This window comes from Polymorphobacter sp., assembly GCF_051860865.1.
Lineage (GTDB): Bacteria > Pseudomonadota > Alphaproteobacteria > Sphingomonadales > Sphingomonadaceae > Sandarakinorhabdus.
The window spans coordinates 1-18,370 of record NZ_JBIMKZ010000003.1 but is presented as its reverse complement, the minus strand read 5'-3'; the positions used below and the strand labels follow the sequence as shown (position 1 = coordinate 18,370).

At 66.6% G+C, this 18,370-nt stretch carries 17 protein-coding genes; 12 read left to right on the top strand and 5 right to left on the bottom strand.

Annotated elements, in window-relative coordinates; translation table 11 throughout:
* The first annotated feature begins 57 nt into the window (after positions 1–57).
* The 7 genes from ACTIFJ_RS01130 (at position 58) to ACTIFJ_RS01100 (ending at position 5,786) form a co-directional block, all read left to right on the top strand.
* A complete protein-coding gene (locus ACTIFJ_RS01130; protein ID WP_439532238.1) occupies positions 58–969 on the top strand; it encodes a VOC family protein in 912 nt (303 codons plus the stop codon).
* 125 nt (positions 970–1,094) lie between these two features.
* Positions 1,095–2,444 (top strand): APC family permease, encoded by a 1,350-nt coding sequence (locus ACTIFJ_RS01125; RefSeq protein WP_439532237.1) that lies wholly within the window; start codon positions 1,095–1,097, stop codon positions 2,442–2,444.
* Between the two features lie 14 nt (positions 2,445–2,458).
* Positions 2,459–2,998, top strand: a complete 540-nt coding sequence (locus ACTIFJ_RS01120) for an SAM-dependent methyltransferase (RefSeq protein WP_439532236.1) — start codon at positions 2,459–2,461, stop codon at positions 2,996–2,998.
* Between the two features lie 79 nt (positions 2,999–3,077).
* A complete protein-coding gene (locus tag ACTIFJ_RS01115) occupies positions 3,078–3,278 on the top strand; it encodes a hypothetical protein (RefSeq protein WP_439532235.1) in 201 nt (66 codons plus the stop codon).
* Positions 3,275–4,024, top strand: a complete 750-nt coding sequence (locus ACTIFJ_RS01110; protein ID WP_439532234.1) for a histidine phosphatase family protein — start codon at positions 3,275–3,277, stop codon at positions 4,022–4,024. The genes ACTIFJ_RS01115 and ACTIFJ_RS01110 overlap by 4 nt, the downstream gene beginning before the upstream one ends.
* Positions 4,021–4,911: an NAD(P)H-hydrate dehydratase gene (locus ACTIFJ_RS01105; RefSeq protein ID WP_439532233.1), complete on the top strand. Its 891-nt coding sequence runs from the start codon at positions 4,021–4,023 to the stop codon at positions 4,909–4,911. Before ACTIFJ_RS01110 ends, ACTIFJ_RS01105 begins: the two co-directional genes overlap by 4 nt.
* A gap of 86 nt (positions 4,912–4,997) precedes the next feature.
* Entirely contained in the window at positions 4,998–5,786 is a 789-nt protein-coding gene (locus ACTIFJ_RS01100; RefSeq protein WP_439532232.1) for an SDR family oxidoreductase, read from the top strand.
* A 22-nt stretch (positions 5,787–5,808) separates the two neighbouring features.
* Here ACTIFJ_RS01100 and ACTIFJ_RS01095 read toward each other — a convergent pair whose 3' ends face one another.
* Both ACTIFJ_RS01095 and ACTIFJ_RS01090 read right to left on the bottom strand, forming a co-directional pair.
* Entirely contained in the window at positions 5,809–8,262 is a 2,454-nt protein-coding gene (locus tag ACTIFJ_RS01095) for a PAS domain-containing protein (protein WP_439532231.1), read from the bottom strand.
* Between the two features lie 225 nt (positions 8,263–8,487).
* On the bottom strand, positions 8,488–9,399 hold the full coding sequence (locus ACTIFJ_RS01090; protein WP_439532230.1) for a LytTR family DNA-binding domain-containing protein: 912 nt from the start codon (positions 9,397–9,399) through the stop codon (positions 8,488–8,490).
* Between the two features lie 232 nt (positions 9,400–9,631).
* Here ACTIFJ_RS01090 and ACTIFJ_RS01085 point away from each other — a divergent pair, with 232 nt between their 5' ends.
* Genes ACTIFJ_RS01085 through ACTIFJ_RS01065 form a run of 5 tightly spaced genes read left to right on the top strand, consistent with a single transcriptional unit; the run spans position 9,632 to position 15,260 of the window.
* The gene (locus ACTIFJ_RS01085) at positions 9,632–12,010 is read left to right on the top strand and encodes a TonB-dependent receptor (RefSeq protein ID WP_439532229.1); all 2,379 of its coding nucleotides are present in this window, start codon (positions 9,632–9,634) and stop codon (positions 12,008–12,010) included.
* Positions 12,007–12,948: a DUF1838 family protein gene (locus ACTIFJ_RS01080; RefSeq protein ID WP_439532228.1), complete on the top strand. Its 942-nt coding sequence runs from the start codon at positions 12,007–12,009 to the stop codon at positions 12,946–12,948. The genes ACTIFJ_RS01085 and ACTIFJ_RS01080 overlap by 4 nt, the downstream gene beginning before the upstream one ends.
* Positions 12,945–13,733, top strand: coding sequence for a hypothetical protein (locus tag ACTIFJ_RS01075; protein WP_439532227.1), 789 nt, complete (start codon positions 12,945–12,947; stop codon positions 13,731–13,733). The genes ACTIFJ_RS01080 and ACTIFJ_RS01075 overlap by 4 nt, the downstream gene beginning before the upstream one ends.
* Positions 13,726–14,613, top strand: a complete 888-nt coding sequence (locus ACTIFJ_RS01070; protein ID WP_439532226.1) for an alpha/beta fold hydrolase — start codon at positions 13,726–13,728, stop codon at positions 14,611–14,613. Before ACTIFJ_RS01075 ends, ACTIFJ_RS01070 begins: the two co-directional genes overlap by 8 nt.
* Positions 14,610–15,260, top strand: coding sequence for a hypothetical protein (locus ACTIFJ_RS01065; protein WP_439532225.1), 651 nt, complete (start codon positions 14,610–14,612; stop codon positions 15,258–15,260). The genes ACTIFJ_RS01070 and ACTIFJ_RS01065 overlap by 4 nt, the downstream gene beginning before the upstream one ends.
* Before the next feature lie 142 nt (positions 15,261–15,402).
* Here ACTIFJ_RS01065 and ACTIFJ_RS01060 read toward each other — a convergent pair whose 3' ends face one another.
* The 3 genes from ACTIFJ_RS01060 to ACTIFJ_RS01050 form a co-directional block, all read right to left on the bottom strand.
* On the bottom strand, positions 15,403–16,527 hold the full coding sequence (locus tag ACTIFJ_RS01060) for an ABC transporter permease (RefSeq protein ID WP_439532224.1): 1,125 nt from the start codon (positions 16,525–16,527) through the stop codon (positions 15,403–15,405).
* Complete coding sequence (locus ACTIFJ_RS01055) at positions 16,527–17,675, bottom strand: ABC transporter permease (protein ID WP_439532223.1); 1,149 nt, start codon at positions 17,673–17,675, stop codon at positions 16,527–16,529. The genes ACTIFJ_RS01060 and ACTIFJ_RS01055 overlap by 1 nt, the downstream gene beginning before the upstream one ends.
* Positions 17,672–18,370 (bottom strand): HlyD family secretion protein (locus ACTIFJ_RS01050; protein ID WP_439532222.1); only part of this gene is annotated, 699 nt, incomplete at its 5' end. The genes ACTIFJ_RS01055 and ACTIFJ_RS01050, both read right to left, overlap by 4 nt.

Sequence of the window (18,370 nt, the reverse complement as noted above, 5' to 3'; positions counted from 1 at the left end):
CAGCGTGATGCGTCACTGCTGGCGACTGCAAGCCCCTGATCCCCAGAAAGGTTCATCATGACCGCTACCCCTGCCCGCCTCGGCCCGTTTCGCGGCGCCACCATTGTCTGCCAGGATGTCGACCGGGCGATGGCGCTCTACACCGACACATTGGGCTTCGAACCTGTCGAGAATGGACGGATCGCGGCTAACGTCGCCGCCAGCTGGGGTGCGCTGGGCGTCGCTGGCGCCCGCTTCGGCGTGCTGGCCCCGCGCTCGGGCGCGCCGTTCCACCTGCGCTTTGTCGAACAGCCGGACACGCCGCCGGCGGCGCCCTATCTGAGCACCGGCTGGACGGCGCTCGAGTTCACCGTGACCAGCAGCGATACGACGATCGAGCGCCTGAAAGCGGCCGGGTTCGAGGTGCTGGGCGCGGCCGAAGACCTGGAGTTCTCAAAGGGCGCGCTGCGCGCCGGCCAGGTTCAAGGTCCGTTCGGTGAGGTGCTGTACCTGACCCAGATCAACCGCCAGCTCGATGACTATGTGCTGCCGCACGCCCAGTCCGACGTCGACCGGATGTTCATCGCCATTCTCGCGACACGCGATGTCCATGGCTGCATGGACCATTATCACAGTGAATTTGGCTGCCCGAAGAAGGACACGTTCGAGGCGGCGGTGCCCTTCATCGCCCGCGCCCATGGCTTTGGAGAAACCCATGAATATTTCGTCGGCACCGTGGAACTCGCGCCCGAGAATTATATCGAGATCGACGGCATGCCGACGCATCTGCCGGACCGGACGGGCGAGGCGCATCGTCAACCGGGACTGCTGCCGGCCGGCGTCGCTCTGGTGTCGATGACGACGCCCGACCTGGCGCCGTTCCGGGCCCGCGCTGCCGGCCCAGCCATCGCCGCAACAGCGACGCGGGGCGAGAGCCTGACCATCACTGGCTATCATGGCGAGCTGATCGAGCTGATCGAAACGCGCTGATCCGGCCATGCCGCCGACGCGGGTTGAAACCCGTGCGGCACCGGGGCATGTTCGGGCATGGATAAGAGTCTGGATCCATGGTCGTGTACCGGGTGCGTCGCAGGATGGCGCCCACGTAACCGCGGATGACGGAGTCATCGCCGAAGGGGCCGGCGAACTCGCCGCGCCAGACCTTGCGCGCCTATGAGGTGCTGGCGCTTACGATCGGCGTGGTGATCGGCGCCGGGATCTTTCGCTCGCCGTCGCTGGTCGCCGGGAACGCCGGCAGCGTCGATGTGATGCTGCTGGCCTGGGTCGTCGGGGGATTGTTGTCGATCATCGGGGCGCTCTGCTATGCTGAAATGGCCTCGGCCTTTCCCGATGTTGGCGGCGACTATCATTTTCTCGAGCGCGCCTATGGGCGACGGCTGGCCTTTCTCTATGGCTGGGCGCGGCTCTCGGTGATTCAGACCGGATCGGTCGCGCTGCTGGCCTATGTGGTCGGCGACTATCTGTCGGTCATCGCCCCGCTCGGGCCGCTGTCATCCACGGTCTATGCGGCGCTGACGGTCCTGCTGGTCTGCGCCCTCAACTGGACCGGCGTGCGTATCGGCGCACAAGCGCAATGGTGGCTGACGCTGATCGTGGTGATCGGGCTGGTCGTGGTAATCATCGCCGGGCTGCTGGTGGCGCCAGCCGCCCCAGGAGACGCACCGGCAACGACCTCCGGCAGCAGCGCCATCGGCATGATGATGGTCTTCGTGCTGCTGACCTATGGCGGCTGGAGCGAGACTGTTTATGTCACCGCGGAGCTCAAAGGCTCGCCGCGGCGCATGGGGATGATCATGGTGACCGGGCTGCTGATCGTCACGGTCATCTACCTGCTCGCCAATCTGGCCTTTGTCCGCGCACTCGGCATGGCCGGCATGGCCGGGTCCGACGCCGTTGCCGCCGATGTGATGCGCGCCGCCTGGGGTGCACCCGGGGCGGCGCTGATCAGCCTGGCCATTGCGTTGGCCGCGCTGACATCGGCGAATGCCACGGTGATCACCGGTGCCCGCAGCAGCTATGCGCTCGGCCGTGACGTGCCGGCGCTCGGCTGGCTGGGCCGCTGGACATCCGGCCGCGACACGCCTGGCAATGCGATCATTGCCCAGGGCGGGGTGGCACTTCTGCTCGTCGCCGGTGGGGCTTTTGCCAGGGACGGCTTTGCGCTGGCGGTTGACTATACCGCGCCGGTGTTCTGGACATTCCTCTTGCTTGTCGGCGTCGGCCTTTTCGTGCTGCGATATCGCGAACCGGACGCGCCGCGGCCGTTTCGCGTGCCGCTGTACCCGGTGCTGCCAGCAATATTTTGTCTGACCTGCATCTATATGCTGTGGTCGAGTGTTGTTTACACCGGCGTTGGCGCCCTGGTCGGCATTGCTGTGCTGGTCGTCGGGGGTGTGATGCTGCTGGTCCTGCAACCACCATCCCGAGAGGAAAAATCATCGTGAAGATTTTCGCACCCATGCTTGCGGCCGCTCTGGCCGTCACCAGCGCCCAGGGCGTTCTCGCCCAGGCCGCCCAGCCTTCGACCACGACGGCCGCCCGCGTGCCCGATGTCATCTTCGTCCCCACCCCCCAGGATGTCGTCGATGCGATGATCACCATGGCCGGGGTGCGTGACGGTGATGTGCTCTATGATCTCGGGTCGGGCGACGGTCGCATTCCGGTTACCGCCGCCAAGAAATTCAAGATCAGGGCGGTAGGGATCGATATCGACCCGCAGCGCATCAAGGAGGCGAACGCCAACGCCCAGCAAGCGGGTGTAACAAACGCGGTCACCTTCAAGAATGCCGACCTGTTCCAGACCGATTTTTCGGATGCGACGGTGGTAACCCTCTATTTGCTGCCCCAGCTCAATGAAAAGCTGATGCCGACGCTGAAGACGCTGAAGCCCGGCACCCGCATCGTCAGCCACGCCTTTCTGATGGGGGACTGGAAGCCGGAGCGCGAGCAGGAAGTGAATGGTCGGATGATCTATCTCTGGACCGTTCCACGCCGGTGATGTCCCCAGTGGCTGGCCGCGATGCGCGGCTGGCCACTGCAACCATTGAACTATGGACTGCCGGCGTTGTTGAAAGCGCATGACACTGGACGCCGACAGACAGATCGCCAAAGCCGTCTTCCACATCGGCGAACGAACAAGCATGCGGCTCGACGTGGATGTCAGCACGACCGGCTTGTTGTCCATTGGCGCGCTGGTTTCGATGATCCTGCTGTCGACTGCCGTGGTGGTTCGAGCGGCAATGGCGCCGCGCCGAGCATCAGCGGAGGCCGTGCGATGAGCCAGCGTTGGCCGCAGCGGCTGTGGATCGTCCGACACGGCGAAAGCGCCGGCAATGTCGCGGCGGCGGCAGCCGAGGCGGCCGGTCACCCGCACATCCAGCTCGACATGCGCGACGCCGATGTCCCGCTGAGCCCGCTGGGAAGGCAGCAGGCGCGAGCGTTGGGCCATTGGTTCGCGGCGCTCGACGAAGGGCCCGATGTCATCCTCGCATCGCCCTTTGTTCGCACGCGGCAGACCGCCGAGCTGGTGGCCGAGGCTAGTACGGTCGTGCACGACAAGGTGATCGACGAGCGGCTGCGAGAACGCGAGTTCGGCATTCTCGATCGGCTGACCCGCAGCGGGATAACGGCGCTGCATCCGCAGCAGGCGGAAGCACTGACACTGGTCGGCAAATTCTATCACCGCCCTCCGGGGGGCGAGAGCTGGGCCGATGTCATTCTGCGGCTGCGGGCGCTGCTCGACACGATCAGCCTCCACCATGCCGGACAGCGCGTGTTGATCGTGGCGCATCAGGTGGTCGTGCTCTGTTTACGCTATATCCTCGAAGGGCATGACGAGGCGGCGATCCTGGCGATCGACCGGGCGGAGGATGTCGCCAATTGCAGCGTCACCGAATATGAGTTCATCGCGGATGAGCGCGGGCGGGAATGCCCGCGCCTGCTGATCTATAATTTCACCGCCCCGATGACCGAAGAGGCCACGCCGGTCACCAGCGCGCCCGACCAGCCGGTCGCCGCGGGATGACGGGCGCGGTCAGGATCAACAAGCGATTGCTCCGCACCATGGCGCTGCCGGCTCATGATGGCGATGTCGACAAGGATGCGCGCGGCCGGGTGCTGGTGGTTGGCGGCTGTGTCGCCATGCCTGGGGCGCTGCTGCTGTCGGGCGTGGGGGCGTTGCGCGCCGGGGCGGGCAAGCTGCAGATGATGACCTGCACATCGGTAGCGCCGCTGCTGGCGCTGGCAATCCCCGAGGCGCTGGTTGCTGGCGTCGACGAGCTGGATGGCGCGATCTCGGCCACTGCCGCCGGCGCCTTGCTGCCGCGCGTGACGCATAGCGATGCCGTGTTGCTGGGGCCTGGCATGGCCAGCGGACCGGGCACGGAGGGCCTGACGGCGGCCGTGCTTGGCCTTGATCCGGGGGCGCCGGCGCTCGTGCTCGATGCCGCTGCGCTGTCCGCGCTGCCGTCGCTCAAGGCACTGATGCTGGCCCGTCATGGACGCACCGTCCTCACCCCGCATGGCGGCGAAATGGCGACGCTGATGGACATTGGCCGCGACGAGGTTCTGGTCGAGCCGGAGGCTGTCGCCCAGCGCGCCGCCGCCCGGTTCGGCGCCATCGTGGCGCTGAAGGGTCCGAACACCATTGTCGCCACACCCGATGGCCAGCTGTTCCGCTTTGCCGGCGGGGGTGTAGGATTGGCAACTTCGGGCTCCGGCGACACGCTCGCCGGGATCGTCTGCGGTCTGCTGGCGCGCGGCGCGTCCCCGCTCGCCGCGACGATCTGGGCCGTCTATGTGCATGGCAAGGCGGGCAAGCGGCTTGGCCGGCGGATCGGCCGGGTCGGGTTTCTGGCGCGCGAACTGCTTGCGGAAGTGCCGCGCGTGATTGCGCGTGTCGAGGAAGCCTGATGATTTCGCCTTGCGGCGATAATGTGCGATCGGAAACCGATCGTCGCCCTGGAGGCGGCATGCGCCGGCTTCTTGAGGACTAATCCATGACCAATATCGTTGACCGGCTATTTTCCGTCCGGGGCAAGGTGGCCATAGTCACCGGCGGCGCCAAGGGCGTGGGGGCGATGATCGCCACAACGCTGGTGCATGCAGGGGCGGAGGTGCATGTCGTGGCGCGCGATGCCATAAAGGGCATGGCGTTCGTCGAGGCGCTTGCCGAGCATGGCACCTGCCATTTTCATGCACATGACCTGTCCGAGATGGCGGGTGTGGAGGCCATGGTGGCTGATATCGCCGGCCGCTGCCCGCGCGTGCACATCCTCGTCAACAATGCCGGCGTGTTCAGCACGGCACCGATCGGATCGGTCAGTGCTGCAGACTTCGATCATGCAATGTCGGTCAATTTGCGCGCGCCGTTCTTCATCGCACAGGGGCTGCTGTTGCAGCTTGAGGCGGCGGCGGCGGCGGGCGATCCGGCGAGAGTCATCAACATCGGTTCGGTCGGCGCTCTCTGGGCAAAGAGCAACGACGCGTTCGCCTATGCGGCATCCAAAGCCGCGATCCAGCGGCTGACCGTGGCGCTGGCCTCGGACCTGACGCGGCGCGGGATCACGGTCAACGCGCTGGCGCCGGGGTTCTTCCCCTCGGACATGACCGGCGGCTTCTTCGCAGCGGTGCCAGACCTCGAACAGCAGATGATCGCCGGCATACCCGCCGGGCGGCTCGGCACCCCCGAGGATATCGGCGGGGCGATCCTCTATCTGGCGTCGCGGGCCGGGGCCTATGTGTCTGGTACCACGCTGACGGTGGACGGCGGCTTGCTGACGGTATGAACGCAGCGCTCGCGCTACGACGCTACGCCTTGGCGCCGACCAACAAGTCCGAAAGGCTCTTCGCCAGTTCGGCGTTGCGAAACGGCTTGGTCAATCGCGCCACATCCGGATCTATCCCTGCCTCTTCGGCATAGCCTGAGACAACGAGAACGGGCAGTGTCGGTTTCTGGGACCGCAACGTACGCGCCAGTTGGCCGCCGTTCATGCCCGGCATCAGGTGATCGGTGACCAGTACGCTTGGTTCGAGACCTTCGCGGATCAGTTGCAGAGCCTCCTCGGCCGACGCCGCCTCGACGACCTCATAGCCCAGGTCGGCCAACATATCGGCCGTGAACATACGGACGAGCCCCTCATCGTCGACCAGCAGGACCGTGCCGCGCGCGCTGGGAATGGGGGTTGTTTCAACCGGGCTTTCGCCGCCGTCCGCCGCGCCGGCCGAGACGGGTAGCCACAACCCAACGCTCGTACCTTGGCCAGGCTCACTTTCCACGGTTAGTGCCCCCCCGAGCTGCGCCATCAGGCCGTGGGCCATGGAAAGACCGAGCCCCGTTCCTTGCCCCACGCCCTTGGTCGAAAAAAACGGCTCGATCGCGCGTTGCAGGGTGGCCTTGTCCATGCCGGTCCCGGTGTCGCGGACGCTGAGATGGACATAGCGGCCCTGGTCCAGCCCAAACTGATGATCGGCCCCGACTTGATCGAGCGAGGCCGAAATCGTGAGATCGCCGCCTTGTGGCATCGCATCGCGGGCATTGACCGCCAGATTGAGCAGCGCCATTTCAAGCTGGCTGACATCGCCAACAGCAAGCGGCAAATTCGGCGCCACATCAATCCGAATATTGATCGTCGGCCCCAGCGTCGATTCCATCAGACCGACGCTGTTGTCGACAAGACGCACGACATCGATAGCCATGGTCTGCAGCGGCTGGCGCCGCGCGAACGCCAAAAGACGTTGGACCAGAATCTTCGCTCTTTCTGCCGATTGCAGGGCGCCGTCGATAAGCCGGCGCTCCCGTTCATTACCGACAGCGCGACGGACCAGCATGTCCAGCGACCCGATGATCGGCGTCAGCAGATTGTTGAAATCATGGGCAACGCCGCCGGTGAGCTGGCCGATCGTTTCCATCTTCTGCATCTGGTGAACCTGTGCCAGGGCTTCCTCGCGATCGGCCACAGCCTTATCGACGGCGCGCTCAAGATTTTCGGCAAAACGCTTCTCCGGGTCGATATCCAGAGAGGCCACGACGGCCCCGATAAGATCGCCGTGCTGATCCCGCATGGATGTGGCGATATGGCGGACCCATTTGAGAGAGCCGTCAGGCAATCGGGCCTGCACGTCCAGCTCCGCCCTATCCTTGCCGGCGTCAACGACATGCGCGAGCGGGTATTCGTCCGCTTCAACCTGCCGACCGTCGGCGTGATAGGCGACGTAAACATCACGATAGTCCCGGATATCCGTGGAAAAGGCGATGGTCCTGCCGATAATCTCCTCTACGCGTGCATTTGCACCCGTGATCCGCCCGGTGGGGTCCGCAAATACCAGTCCAATCGGCGCAGCATCGATGACGGCGCGCATGCGTGCCTCGCTCTCGCGCAACGCGTCTTCGGCACGGCGCGCTTGGGTGACATCATGCCCTTCGACGAAAATGCCCGTTACCTGGCCCGTTTCATCAGTAACCGGCTCGAAGATGAAATCGAGAAAGCGCTCCGTCTGCGTGCCGTCAGGACCGACGAGGCGGATTGGTGTACGATCTGCTACGAAGCGCTCCCCGCTGGCGTAGACTTGGTCGAGAATGCTGAAGAACGGCTGATCCGCAAGCTCGGGCAAGGCTTCGCGAACACTCTTGCCGACATAGCCGCGATAGCCAAACAGGCGCTTGTACGCCGCGTTCACAAACTCGAAAACATGCGACGGGCCGTTCAGAATGGTAATGAAGCCCGGTGCCTGCTCGAACAAGCCGCGCTGACGCGCTGCGTCGGCCTGTCGACGACGTTCGGAAAGAACCTGTTCGGTGATCTCGACGCACGGACAGAAGAAGCCGCAGACGATACCGTCCTCATCACGCACCGGGGTGTAGGAAAAGGCAAAATGAGTTTCCTCGGGATAGCCACGGCGATGCATGACAAGCTCTATGTCGTCCATGCGCACAGGATCGCCAGCATAGGCTTGCGCAACGATCGGCGCGATATCGGCACGAATCTCTGCCCAGACTTCGAGAAAGTCGCGGCCCAGCGCCTCGGGATGCTTGGTGGCGAGTATCTCGGCATAGCCGTCGTTATACAAGAGGATACGCTGAGGACCCCAGACCACGAACATCGGTTGATTCGAGCCGAGCATAACGCTGACGAGTGTTTTGAGCGCTTGCGGCCATTGCCCGGCCGGACCAAGTGGATACGACCAGTCGCGCGATCGAATCAACGCGCCCGCTTCGCCACCACCCACCAGAAACGCCGACGCATCGGCCGCTCCCAAGGTCATGATGATCGCTTCCGACCTTGGTGCCAACGGCCCATTTATGTCACCCGTAACACAGCCAAGCAACTATACAGCAATTAAGTTCTTGGTAAAACGCTGGAAAAGGCGTGTCAATCCGACTGCAATCGATGGCGGCGTACAACAGAGCGTGTTGACACCGGCGCTACCGAATAAGCGCCCGTTGGCAATGACACCCGATAGGTATCAACCGGCGGTACGGCGTCATCTTCAAGCCGGCTTCAGCGTTCTAACCTGGTTTTGGTAGGTCCGGCTTACGGGCAGCCGCTCTCCGTTCGCCAGCCGCATCTGGATGCGCCCGTCGGCCCGTTCGAACCCCTCGATCGCCGCATAGGCTACCCAGTAGGACCGGTGCACCTGCACGCCGTCGATGCCCGACGCGACCACACCCATCGCGTCCGAAAACCGCATATACACCAGCGCGCTGCCGCCGCGCGTCACCACCTCGGTATAATGTTCCTGCGCCTTCAGGCAGATGATGTCCCGCCCGATCCGCTCGGGCAACCGCCGCAGCAGCAGCGACAGGCTGGGCCGCACCGCCTGCCCGTTCTCAGCCTTCTCGACCAGTCGTGCATGAATAGTATCGGACACCGGGCCCGAGATCATGACCTCCCGCCTGTCAAAGAAATCGCCATAGCCGAACCGCTGGAAGCCGAGGAGCTGGACGACAAGAAAGTTGACCGGCATCCAGAACGCCAGCCGCCCTAGCATGGCGAACAGCGATTCCAGTGCATAGACGGGGTTCCCGTAATTCCATGGCCAGGACCGGAAGAAATGCGATCCCGGCTCCAGGAATGGCTCGAACAGCGCGTCGCGCAGGATCGTGAACGGCGCATGCAACTGGGTCGCCACCAGCACACCGATGAGCAACACCACCCACAGTGGCGGCCGCCACGGCCGCAGCGCCAGCGCCGCGCCGGCGCTGCCGAGCTCCATCGCCAGCCAGTTCGGCAGCATCGACATCAGGCTGAAGCCGACATGCACGATCCGGCTCTCGAATCGAACGCTGCCGAACTGGCTGACACCGGCCAGAAATCCCATGATCAACGGCGGCGCCAGCAGCAGCATCGCATATTGGCCGGGCGTCATCCGCCTGGTCGCCAGGTCCCCTCCGGCCTTCATGTCCGCCCTGCTGTCCTCCCCGACTGCGCATCCCGCCGCGCCGATTATGCACCATGTCCCGGCCCGTGCAAATGATGCAGCATGAATGACAGTCGTGCACGCGACCGCCAAATTTCATGCAGCATGGCGGCGAGCGGCGTAAATCCTCTTGAGCTTTGGGCACCGTCCGCGCCCATTCCGGCCTCGAAACGCAAAGGCCCGGCAACGGGGCCGCCACTCGGGGGTAACCGCCATGATCATGCACACGTCACGCCTTCTGACCCTGCTTCTGGCCAGCGCCTCGGCGTTGGTCATCGCGGCCCCGGCCACCGCCCAGGAGACGGCCGACGCCGCGGAAGCCGGCAGTGCCGAAATCGTCGTCACCGCCCGCAAGCGCGCCGAATCGTTGCAGGATGTGCCGCTCTCGGTTCAGGCTTTCACCGCCGAGACGCTCGAAGCATCCAACATCCTCAACCTGGAAGGCCTCGCCGCCTTCGCGCCCGGCGTCCAGCTGTTCCAGAACGTCGATCGCGGCTATGGCCAGGTCTTCATCCGCGGCCTGCAGAACACCCCGCCGGTCGGCGATACCAGCCGCGAGCTGGCCTCGATCTTCATCGACGGCATTTATTTCACCGGCGGCGTCGCCGCCATCAACACCGACAATATCGAGCGTGTCGAGGTCATCCGCGGCCCGCAGAGCGCGCTGTTCGGCCGGTCCACCTTCTCTGGCGCCATCAATTTCATCACCAAGACGCCCGGCAACGACATCCGCGCGACGATCAGCGGCACCGCCGCCACCTATGACGACTATAACATTTCCGCCAGCCTCGATGCTCCGCTGATCAAGGACAAGCTGTCTGCCCGCCTGTCCGGCCGCTTCCGCGATTTCGGCGGACAATATACCAACGCCCTCAACGGCGCGGCGCTGGGCGCGCAACAGGACATCAGCGGCACTGGCCAGCTCTATTTCACTCCCACCGAGCGCTTCTCGGCCAAATTCACCGCCACCTATGTCGAACAGCGCGACGGCCCGGCCGCAGCTATGCTGGTCGGCCGCCGGCCCACCCATAATTTCACCCTGCCGAACGGCGAGACCATCTATCGCGGCGTGCTCCGCCCCACCGGCGAAGCCCCGCGCCAGAACGACCTTCCTACCAACCCGGCGCGCATCGTCGCCTTCCCCGGCTTCGCCCCGTTCGACAGCACGCCCGGCAACGAGCGTCTCGGGCTGCGCCGCACCGGGCTGGAGCGGAGCTTCTTCTTCACCTCGCTGGCCCTCGACCAGGAGATCGGCGACGACCTCACCCTTAGCTACCTCGGCGGCTACTCCCAGGAAAAAGCCGAGCGCGTCAACGATTTCGAACTGTCGCCCGAGGATAATTACTATGGCGCGCGCCGCACCGACTCGCGCTCCAATGCGCACGAACTGCGGCTGGCCAACGCCGATGAGGCACGGTTCCGCTGGATGATCGGCGCCTCCTTCTTCCACCAGACGCTCTACGAGCGCGATCCCGGCCTGATCGGCGGCGCCGGCCTGCTCGGCGCGGCCGGTCTCCCCGTCGGCTCGGTGGCCGTCACGGCCGGTCCGCGCGTCATTGTCGACCGCAAGATCAGGAATTATGCCGGCTTCGCCTCGCTCGGCTACAGCTTCACCGACGAGCTGTCGCTGTCGCTCGAAGGCCGCTGGCAGCGGGACGAGCTGGTGGACACGCTCAGCCGCGCCACCGGCCAGACGCTCAGTGGCGCCACCAACGCCTTCCTGCCCCGCGCCATCCTCGAATATAAGCCGAGTGACGATCTTCTGGTCTATGCCAGCGCCGCCAAGGGCCTGCGCCCCACCACCATCAACTCGCAATATGCCGCCCGCACCGACGCGCAAAAGGCGCGCATCCAGGCCGCATTCCCGGAACTGACCATCGATCTGCTGGCCCCGCCCGAGTCCATCTGGTCCTATGAACTCGGCTTCAAGTCGACCCTGCTCGATGGCGCCATGACCTTCAACGCCAACGCCTATTATTCAAAGTGGAAGGACAGCCAGGATCTGCGCTCGCTGCTGGCAGACATCGATGGCAATGGCCTGATCGTCGGCACTCTCGTCACCGTCAACGGCCCGGACATCGAGGCCTACGGCCTTGAGCTGGACACCAGCATCCGTGCTGGCCGCCACCTCACACTCGGTGGCAACTTCGCCTGGAACCATACGGCGCTCGGCGGCAACCAGAGCGAAGCTGGCCAGCTCCGCTTCCTCCTTCAGGCCCGACCCAACGGCGAGCGTCTCGCCCAGACGCCGGAGATCAGCGGCACCGCCTTCGCCCAGGTCGACGGCGATCTCGGCCAGTCCGCCGGCTGGTTCATGCGCGCCGAGGGCATCTATGTCGGCAGCCGCTATGCCGACAGCCTCAACCTGACCGAAACCGGGGACAGCCTTGACGTCAATCTGCGCCTCGGCATCAAGAACGACCGCTACAGCGCGACCGTGTTCGTCACCAACCTGTTCCAGGACAGGACATTCGAAAGCCTGCGCGGCAACGCAGACTGCGCCACCAGCACCAGCTGCCTCGCCCGCGCCTTCGAGGTAATGCTGCCCAACAAGCGGCAGTTCGGCGTCACCCTGCGCGCCAACTTCCAGTGATTGACACGACACGTCGGCAATGGCTGGCGGCGGCGGCTGCCGTCGCCGCCACCCCGGCACTCGCCGCCGCGACGAAAGCCGGCACGCCCTCGCTGTCCGGTCCGTTCATCGATCTGGCCACGCCGGAAGGCAATGCCCGCGCCTATGCCCGCATCTCGGGCAGCCTGAACCCCGATGTCACCAGCTATAGCTGGTACAGCGGCCGGGTCAGCGGCCACCGCCCCGGCGAGGCCGGGCGGGACCTGATGAACATCATCGGCATGGGCGCCGTCCGCCTGCTACCGCTCGCCGGCGAACCCGGCTGGGTGATGCTGCGCAAGGAACTGGGCTTCTTCACCGACGCGGCCGGGCAGGTCCTCGATCGCTGGCAGAACCCCTATACGGAGGAGGAGGTCGAGGTCGTCCACCTCGCCAACCCGGCCATCAATTCCGCCATCAAGCCCTTTGTCCGCGAACAGGGCCTCTACGAAACCGTCGGCGCTCCGGACAAGGTAAAACCGTTCCTGCTACCCTGGCAACAGGTCGGCGACCGCGCCATGACAGAGATCCACGCCCATATCCGCGCCAAGAACCCGCTCGACCCAGCCAAATGGCCGCGCGAAAGCAGCGGCGCAGAAGTGTCCATTTCGGACGCGAACAGCTTCACCGTCGCGCTCGCCGACCTGCAGAACGCCGCGCTCCAGAAGGTCGAAAGCATCGGCAACTGGGTTCACAGCCGCCCCTGGCAGCCCTGGATGCTGATGGGCCAGGCCGACGGCAACATCCAATACACCTGCTTCACCGGGTCGTCGGCCAGCCTGGACCGCATGCCCGCGCGCATCGTTGCGCTGGCCCGGGAGCGCTACCCCGATTTCCTCGAAGCCCCGCGCGAAATCACCAAGGCCGAAAGCTCGCTCGCCCGCTACATGCGCACCCGCACCCCGGCGCCGCCGAAATGAGCCTGACCCGTCGCGAGCTCGCCGCCGCCGCCCTCGCCGCCGCAGCCCTCCCCTCTGCCAGCCGCGCCAACCCGCTGGCCTCACTGACTCCGCTGGAGATCTTCACCCGCATCCGCTGCTCCCCGCCCGGGCGCACCACCTGGTGGTCATACAGCGGCCATATGCTCGCGCGGCGGGACGGCGACCCGCTGCGCCCGATGGTCTCGGTGATCGGCGCCAGTCGCTCCACGATCACCATGCTGCCAGACGGCAATATCCGCTACGCCCTCACCGAAGCCGGCTATTACGGCGACCCTCGCACGGGCGAGATCGCCGACGGTCCGATGGCCAATGTCCTCACCGGCGAGCCCATGAGCCCTGAACATTATCTGTCTCCGCAGACGATCCTGTTCACGCCCGATCTCAAGGTGCTGCCGGACATGGCCGCGCTGCCCAAGGGCCTCGACTATACCGGCCGCATCACCCCGCCGGACATCAAGCACAGCCGCATCTGGATGGCCGAGGAACTGTTCATCAAACTGCCCGGCACCCCGGCGCGCGTCGCCAATTCGCTCGCCAATTTCGAGGCCTCGGTGGCAGATGTTGCCAGGGGCGGCGATTTCGTCCCTGCCACCATGCAATACACCACCTTGAACAGCTTTCGTCCCTGGATGAACATGGGCACCGCCGGCGGATCGATCATGATGCGCCTCAACGCGCTGAAATGCCCGGGCTGGGACTCGGTGCCGGAACCACTGCGCCGGCGCATCCTCGCCGACCATCCGGAGTTCCCCGCCAATGCCTAAGCTGATCGCCACCCTGCTATTGCTGGCCTGCCTCGCCCCGGCCCATGCCCAATCGCCGAACAGCCCGAAATCGCACATCGTCGCCGGCACCAACAATGTGCCGCTCGTTGTGCAGGAATGGGGCAATCCGCAAGGCACGCCGATCCTGTTCATCCACGGCTTCTCATTCGGCGCCAACGCCTTCAAGCGCCAGATCGGCGACATTGCCCGCACCCACCGGCTGATCGCGCTCGATCTGCGCGGCCATGGCCTCTCCGCCAAGCCGTGGACGGCCGATGCCTATAACGACCGCGCCATCTGGGCCGGCGACATCGCCGCCGTCCTCGCCGCGCTCAAGGCCGAGCGCCCGCTGATCGTCGGCTGGTCGTTCGGCGGGCATGTCGCCCTCAACTATCTGCGCCAATGTGGCGCCGGCTGCGCGCGCGGGCTGGTGCTCGCCGGCAGCGTCGCCGGCCTGGTCCCGCCGCCGCCGCCCGCTACCACCAGCCCACCGCCGCGCGGCAATGCCCGCGTCGACAATTACCATGATCTGTTCGACGCCGCCGGCTGGCTCGCCGAGGTGATGACCGCGACCCCGCCCAGCCCGCTGGAGGCTGACCAGAAGCGGATGACCGTCACCATGATGAGCCCGATGATCCGCCGCGCCATGGCCGGCCTGCAACTGGACAATCAGGATCTCGCCCCCCGGCTGACCCTGCCGGTGCTGTTCATCCACGGCGGTGCCGATGCCAGCGTCCCCCCTCCGCTTGTCGCCGCTGCCGCCGCCAGGCTGCCCCACGCCCGTAGCATCGCCTATCCGGATGTCGGCCACTCTCCCTTCGCCGAGCGTCCCGAGCGCTTCAACGTTGACGTGATGGCCTTTGCCCGCTCGCTGAAATGAAGGCCCTCGCCGCCGCGGCGCTGATGGCCGCCCTTCCCGCCGCCGCCCAGACCAGCCCGGACAGCGCCATCGCGCTTGTCAACGATTGGCTCGATGCCCACAACGCCCATGACCTCGCCGCCACCATCGCCTTCTACGATGCGGACGCCACCTTCCAGCTCAACCAGGGTCGCCCGCTGGTCAGCGGCCGCGCCGCCATCGCCGAACTCGAGCGCTTCGATGCCATCGCCGGCTCGGTACTGATGCCATGGGGCCTCGCCGCCACGCATACCGGGGATACATGGTCGGTCACCGCACGCGGCGTCATCGAGCACAGCCGGATCTTTGCCGCCACCGGTCTCGCCATCGTCATCGCCGTCCCCGAGGCGCCGATCTTCGTGCTCAAGGGCGGCCGCATCGTCCACGCCACCCAGCCGCCGCTCCAGCCGGCCTGCACCGCCGCCATCGTCGAGGCCTTTACCGGCATGGCAAAATGGCTGGAGACCAGTCGGAGCCCCATCGCCTGGGCCCTGCTCAAAGACGGGCGCCTCCAGCTCACCCCCGAACGGCTGCCGCTGATCGCCGACCAGATCACCGCCTGGCGCCAAGCCTCGGGCTGGGCTCCGCCGCCGATCCAGATGCGGGCCTGCGGAACGCCCCCGGCATAGAATTTTTGGATCAAGTGTATCCAGCAGGCGCTTGTGAGCGAAATCGACAGTACCAATCGGATGCAGTGACCACGGATGGGATTGCCCCCGGTTCCCTTGCCTCGATGTTGCCCCGGCTTCACCGCAGGCTGGGGTGCTCCCGTCAGTCCTGAACGGCCGCGCGAGCCGGGGGGTTCCGTGTCAGGCCGCTCAACGCAACAGCGCCGAACAGCGCCGCAAGTAGCAGCAGGTTCCACGCGGCCGGCGCATAGTCTTTCAGCCGGCCGCCCATCTGGTTCAGGCCGATCATCAGCTCGAGCCCCGGCGTTGTCGGAAACAGCCGCGCCAGCGCCACCAGGGGCGCCGGCGTGGCTTCCGCCGGCCATGACAGGCCCGACAGGAAGAACAGCGGCAGCGACACGGCCAGTCCCAGTTGCAACGGCCGTTCACGGGTCCGGAAGAAGCTGGCCAGCGCCAGCGACGCCGCCACGGTGGCGACCACGAACAACAGTGCACCCGCCAGCACGTCGGCAAATGGCGCGGCGGCACGCGGATAATCCTGCAACCAGAACACCATGCCGGCGAACCAGCCGACACCCAAAAGGCCGATGCAGACGGCGGCCAGCGCGATGCCCGCCAGTTGCGCCGGCACCAGCCGCAAAGGCGCGCCCAGCCGCTCCCGGGCCGTTCCGGCCAGCAGGGCGATGCCGAGCAGCAGGCTCTGGTGGACGATGACGAACGCCACACCCGGAAATACCGCCGCGCCATAACCTTCGCGCGTGTTGAACAGCGGGCGCGGCACCAGCGCCAGCGCCGGCGGGGCCGGCAGGCCGAGGGCACGGGTCTGGTCGCGGGCGGCCTCGCGCCCTGACTGGCCAAGCGCGACGCCGATGCCCGATAGCGCCGTGGACGCGCGCAGAAGATGGGCGCCGTTCCCGGTCAGCAGCACCGTGCCGGCGCCGCCGCGGGCGATATCGGCCCCAAAACCGGCAGGGATGATCAACGCCGCGACCGCGCGATCCTCTGCGAGCCAGGCTTCAGCCTCGGCCACAGAGGCCAGGCTGCCGACCAGCTGGGCCTGCTGTACGGCGGCGGCCCGTGTGATCAGCCCGCGGCTCGCACCCGTGCGATCGAGATCGACCACGACCACCGGCGCCTGCACCACCACCTCGCCGGTATAGGCGCTCGGATAGAAGCCGGCATAGAGCAGCGGCGAGGCGAACAGCAGCAGCGCTGCGGCGCGATCGGCGAGGATCGCAGCAAACAGCGCCCGGAACGCCGCCCACATCAGCGCCGGCCCCAGCTTGCCGGCGCGCGGGCCGCGCGCAGATAGAAGATAGCGCCCGGCACCGCCGTGACCAGCGCGATGAACAGCATCGGCAGCAGCGGCGCTGCGGCCACGTCCAGCGGCGCATCCGCAATCCAGGTCCGCGCCAGCAGCCGGGCAAAATGGGTGAACGGCAGGCTGTTGCCCCAGACCCGCGCAAAGCCACTCGCCTGATCGAGCGGGAAGATGGCGCCGGCAAAGGCGAAGGAGGCACCTGCATAGATACCGGTGACCGACAGGGCCTGGCTCATCGTCCGCGTCGCGCCGACTAGCAGCAGCGCCACCCCCAGATAGGCAAGATACATAATGAGATAGCCGACCAGCAGCAGGGCCGGCGACCCGGCCACCTGCCAGCCGCGCACGCCGGCCAGCCAGGCGACGGCCAGCAGCGCCCAGCCCATGAACGCGAGCAGATAGGGCGCAGCCTTGCCGGCCAGCGCGGCGGCATCCGGCGCCCAAGGACCGATGGACCCATCACGCAATTCGCGCCCGAAGGCGGACACCACGGCCAGCATGAACAGCAGGTGCAGCAGCGCCGGGTGCAGCAAACTGACCAACTGCTGCTCCTGGCTGGCCTGCGGGTTCCAGGCGATAGTGGTGATGGCGCGCACCGGTGCCGGCCGCACGCTTCCCGCCGGCGCCACCGCCGCGATCCGCTCCCGCGACAGCCGGCCGTTGGCGGCGTCCACCACCGCCGCCATCTCGCGCTGCACAGCCGCCGCCGCCGCCGGATAGCTGGCATTGAAATACAGGATCACCGGCGCCTGCCCGGCCAGCGCAAGACGTGCCGTGTCCGACGGCACCAGCACGGCCGCCTGCGCCTGCCGGGCGCGGACCATGCGTTCGGCCGCCGCCATGTCCGGCACCCGAGCCGCCAGCGTCAGCCCGGGCGCCGCCTCGATCCGGATCGCCAGGTCCCGGCCGATGCCGCCACCATCCTGGTCGACCAGCACCACCGGCAGTCCGCGCACCACCCCGCCCGAGAGCTGCCAGGCGACGATCCCGCACAGCAGCAACGGCAGCCAGGTGAGCAGGGCCAGGTCCCAGGGGTTTCGCCGCAGATACGCGCATTCGCGCCCCAGGCTGGCGCGAAAGCCGGCGACCGTCATTGCGGCCAGTCGAACAGCACCGACATGCCGGGGCGCAGGCCGGGCAGCGACTCCGCCGGGACCAGCCGCACCTCGAAGCCCTTGATGTCGAACCCGCTCGACTGGCGCGTCGCCCGCCAGGTGGCATAATCCCCGGCCGGCGCCATGAAGCTCACCGTGAAGCGTGCCGGCCGCCCCTCCAGCGCCGGCACAATGCCGGACAGCGTGCGCCCGATGCGGATGCCGGCCATCTGGTCCTCGCGCAGCGTCACCGTCACCCACGGTGCCCTGACCTCGGTGAGCAGCAGCACCGGAAAGCCGGCCCCGACGATCTCGCCCGGCTGGGCCAGGCGACGCCCGACCTCGCCGGCAGCCGGTGCCAGGATGCGGGTCTCGGCCCGTGCCGCAGCCACCTCCTGCGCCGCACCGCGCGCCTGGGCAGCCTGCGCACGCGCCGCCCGCCGATCCTCGACGCGCGCCCCGGCCAGCGCCGCATCATATTGCGCCCGCGCCGCGCGTTCGGCTTCCTGCGCGGCGACCATGTTGGTATTCGCCTCGTCGCGCTTCTGGCCGGCAACCACCCCGTCCCGCGCCAGCCGGGCCACCCGCTCGGACGTGACACGCGCCAGCTCGGCGGCCGCGGCCGCGCGCTTCCATTGCGCCTCGGCGGCGGCGATATCGGTCCGCCGCGCGCCGGCTTCGGCCTTGTCCGCCTG

What these genes read in the sequence shown, in the direction of transcription:
- ACTIFJ_RS01115 (WP_439532235.1), top strand. Translation starts at nt 3,078, where the DNA reads ATGACACTGGACGCCGACAGACAGATCGCCAAAGCCGTCTTCCACATC.
- ACTIFJ_RS01110 (WP_439532234.1), top strand. Translation starts at nt 3,275, where the DNA reads ATGAGCCAGCGTTGGCCGCAGCGGCTGTGGATCGTCCGACACGGCGAA.
- ACTIFJ_RS01090 (WP_439532230.1), bottom strand. Translation starts at nt 9,399, where the DNA reads ATGAAGGCCGGAGGGGACCTGGCGACCAGGCGGATGACGCCCGGCCAA.
- ACTIFJ_RS01065 (WP_439532225.1), top strand. Translation starts at nt 14,610, where the DNA reads ATGAAGGCCCTCGCCGCCGCGGCGCTGATGGCCGCCCTTCCCGCCGCC.
- ACTIFJ_RS01130 (WP_439532238.1), top strand. Translation starts at nt 58, where the DNA reads ATGACCGCTACCCCTGCCCGCCTCGGCCCGTTTCGCGGCGCCACCATT.
- ACTIFJ_RS01105 (WP_439532233.1), top strand. Translation starts at nt 4,021, where the DNA reads ATGACGGGCGCGGTCAGGATCAACAAGCGATTGCTCCGCACCATGGCG.
- ACTIFJ_RS01060 (WP_439532224.1), bottom strand. Translation starts at nt 16,527, where the DNA reads ATGTGGGCGGCGTTCCGGGCGCTGTTTGCTGCGATCCTCGCCGATCGC.
- ACTIFJ_RS01120 (WP_439532236.1), top strand. Translation starts at nt 2,459, where the DNA reads ATGCTTGCGGCCGCTCTGGCCGTCACCAGCGCCCAGGGCGTTCTCGCC.
- ACTIFJ_RS01070 (WP_439532226.1), top strand. Translation starts at nt 13,726, where the DNA reads ATGCCTAAGCTGATCGCCACCCTGCTATTGCTGGCCTGCCTCGCCCCG.
- ACTIFJ_RS01095 (WP_439532231.1), bottom strand. Translation starts at nt 8,262, where the DNA reads ATGACCTTGGGAGCGGCCGATGCGTCGGCGTTTCTGGTGGGTGGTGGC.
- ACTIFJ_RS01075 (WP_439532227.1), top strand. Translation starts at nt 12,945, where the DNA reads ATGAGCCTGACCCGTCGCGAGCTCGCCGCCGCCGCCCTCGCCGCCGCA.
- ACTIFJ_RS01125 (WP_439532237.1), top strand. Translation starts at nt 1,095, where the DNA reads ATGACGGAGTCATCGCCGAAGGGGCCGGCGAACTCGCCGCGCCAGACC.
- ACTIFJ_RS01100 (WP_439532232.1), top strand. Translation starts at nt 4,998, where the DNA reads ATGACCAATATCGTTGACCGGCTATTTTCCGTCCGGGGCAAGGTGGCC.
- ACTIFJ_RS01085 (WP_439532229.1), top strand. Translation starts at nt 9,632, where the DNA reads ATGATCATGCACACGTCACGCCTTCTGACCCTGCTTCTGGCCAGCGCC.
- ACTIFJ_RS01055 (WP_439532223.1), bottom strand. Translation starts at nt 17,675, where the DNA reads ATGACGGTCGCCGGCTTTCGCGCCAGCCTGGGGCGCGAATGCGCGTAT.